This is a genomic window from Falsigemmobacter intermedius, from assembly GCF_004054105.1.
GTDB classification, from domain to species: Bacteria; Pseudomonadota; Alphaproteobacteria; order Rhodobacterales; family Rhodobacteraceae; genus Wagnerdoeblera; species Wagnerdoeblera intermedia.
Window position 1 is genome coordinate 1 of record NZ_SBLC01000108.1, and the last position, 2,534, is coordinate 2,534.

Sequence of the window (2,534 nt, forward strand, 5' to 3'; positions counted from 1 at the left end):
TTCTGCAACGGAAACGGGCGGGTCGCGACGCAGGCCCCGTTACGGCATCTCATAACCAGAACATAACCGTCGCTGCCAGAGTTATGGCGTTGAGGAATACTTTGGGGCATCTGTCGTATCGGGTAGCGACGCGCCTCCAATCCTTCAGGCGCCCGAACATCATCTCGATACGGCTGCGGCGGCGATAGCGACGCTGATCGTATTTGACAGGCTTTTCTCGTGATGTCCGGCCTGGTGTAAAACAAAGTGCTATTTTGCCAACTGATGAGCTAAATTGCTAAAATGATATCGATATTTTCCCAGGCTCATAAAATTCAATGACTTAGAGGGCGCTCTCAGCGCAGCTCTGCAATGTCATCTGAGCTCTTTCAGCGCGCCGGTATCCCCATTCTGTTAGCTTGTCCCGGCGCTGCCATTCATCGGCACTGCTGTGAGTTCGCTATCATGAGCATCACAGGCTGATCACCATCAGGACTTTCTCGTCTGCAGGATGCCAGGTTCGAGCTTTTTACCCTTACATCCGGGCTATCTCACAGCCGCGTTGGGCGTTAGCTGAGACCCAAACGGAGCATCGAAGAAAGCCGCTGTTATAGACAATTTTCAAAAATTTTCTATAACAGCGGCTCCATCCTCAGACCTTTCTTCCAAGGCACCGCGGCCACCGGATCTTCAACATCGGTAGCAACATCGGCGCCAGGACAGCACTCGCAGTCACGGGCAGTTTTTTCTTGCGCAGACCACCATGTCTTACCGATGCTGTGCTTGGGAGGACGGTCATGGGTATGTTTCTGATTATCGTCGGGCTGATTGTCGGTGGTCTCGCCACTTTCGCCTATGTTTACCTCATCGGTTTCGGCTGCGGGATGAACACCACTGGGTGCAAGTCGGAGCTGATTTATCTCTACTTCCGGCATCTCTTTTTCGAAGAAGGCCTCATCTATCTGACCGTCATGGCATTTGCCGTGATGCTGGTGATCGGCGGCTTTATGGTCCGCAGATCCTGAACCTAGGCTTGGGCACCCTGCCCCTCACCTTTTCTTTGACCGGCGCGTAGTTGCGGTTCTGGCCATCGGGACTACATCTGGAACATCCCATCTACAGGAAGTCAGATGTCTGTTCTGTTTGAACCCTTTACCCTGAAATCCGTAACCCTGCGCAACCGCATCGCGGTGCCGCCGATGTGCCAGTATTCCGCCACTGACGGTCAGGTCGCCGATTGGCATCTGCAAAACTACGCCTCGCAGGCGCGTGGCGGTGCGGGCCTCGTGATCGTCGAGGCCACTGCCGTGGCCCCCGAGGGCCGGATCACCCCGAACTGCCTCGGCATCTGGAGCGATGAGCTGGCCCAGGGCTTCGTGCCTATGGTTCAGGCCATCAAGGCGCATGGCTCTGTGCCGGGCATTCAGATCGCCCACGCGGGTCGGAAGGCCAACGCGAACCGCCCGTGGGAGGGCGACGACCATATCAGCGCCGATGATCCGCGCTATTGGGAAACCATCGCCCCTTCTGCCATTGCCTTTGGCAACAACCTGCCCCGCACCCCGCGCGCAATGGAGCTGGACGACATCGCCCGCGTGAAGGCCGACTTCGTCGCCGCGGCGCGCCGGGCGCTCGATGCCGGGTTTGAATGGCTGGAGCTGCACTTCGCCCACGGCTATCTGGCGCAGAGCTTCTTCTCGAAGGACGCCAACCAGCGCACCGACGCCTACGGCGGCAGCTTCGAGAACCGCAGCCGGTTCCTGCGCGAGACGCTGGCTGCCGTGCGCCGGGTCTGGCCCGAGAAATTCCCGCTGACCATGCGCTTCGGTGTGACCGAGTTCAACGGCAGCATCGATGAGGACATGGAAGAGGCCGTCACCCTGACCCGCCTGTTCAAGGACGACGGCCTTGATTTCATGAGCGTCAGCATCGGCTTCTCGACCCCGCAGGCGCAGATCCCTTGGGCGACCAAGGGCTTCATGGGACCGATTGCGAAACGCATTCGGGACGAGGCCGGCCTGCCGGTCGCCAGCGCCTGGGGCTTTGGATACCCCGATGTTGCCGAAGCCGCCGTGCGCAATGCCGAGCTGGATGTCGTGATGGTCGGCAAGGCTCATCTCGCCAATCCGCACTGGGCCTATGAGGCAGCCCGTGCGCTGCAGGTCGAGCGCCCGTCATGGGCCACCCTGCCCGCGCCTCACGCGCATTGGCTGGAGCGCTACTGAGAGCGGTCTCCTGCCGGCCCGCTCTCGGGACGGCAGGATCCGTAAAATTGTGCAGGCGGATCGCATCCAAGGGCCGATCGCCTGCATACAATCTCTGCTCACCCAGGTTGTGTTGCACCTGAAAGACCCTAACTCCGAAGTGAGCTAACTTTCGGAAGGGTCATATGCTTTATCCCCGCCTGGCCTTCTTCAGGGATGAGAGCACCAATTCATGGATGCAACGGCTGGCGACGTTCCATGGCGCCGGCACCTGTGAACTCATGGCCGAACGTGAGCGTCACGAGCTGGCCGCTGTCGACCTGCCTTGACGGGCGGATCGCTCTCAGCGGA

At 59.4% G+C, this 2,534-nt stretch carries 2 protein-coding genes and 1 pseudogene; 2 read left to right on the plus strand and 1 reads right to left on the minus strand.

What is annotated here, in order from left to right; all coding sequences use genetic code 11:
* Nucleotides 1-49: 49 nt before the first annotated feature.
* A pseudogene (locus EP867_RS19265) lies at nucleotides 50-235 on the minus strand (transposase); the annotation flags it as partial.
* 541 nt (nucleotides 236-776) lie between these two features.
* Here EP867_RS19265 and EP867_RS19270 point away from each other — a divergent pair.
* The gene (locus tag EP867_RS19270) at nucleotides 777-1,004 is read left to right on the plus strand and encodes a hypothetical protein (RefSeq protein WP_128491049.1); all 228 of its coding nucleotides are present in this window, start codon (nucleotides 777-779) and stop codon (nucleotides 1,002-1,004) included.
* Between the two features lie 105 nt (nucleotides 1,005-1,109).
* The gene (locus EP867_RS19275) at nucleotides 1,110-2,204 is read left to right on the plus strand and encodes an NADH:flavin oxidoreductase/NADH oxidase (RefSeq protein WP_128491050.1); all 1,095 of its coding nucleotides are present in this window, start codon (nucleotides 1,110-1,112) and stop codon (nucleotides 2,202-2,204) included.
* Nucleotides 2,205-2,534: the final 330 nt, after the last annotated feature.

Coding starts and splice junctions, on each gene's coding strand:
- EP867_RS19270 (WP_128491049.1), top strand. CDS start 777: ATGGGTATGTTTCTGATTATCGTCGGGCTGATTGTCGGTGGTCTCGCC.
- EP867_RS19275 (WP_128491050.1), top strand. CDS start 1,110: ATGTCTGTTCTGTTTGAACCCTTTACCCTGAAATCCGTAACCCTGCGC.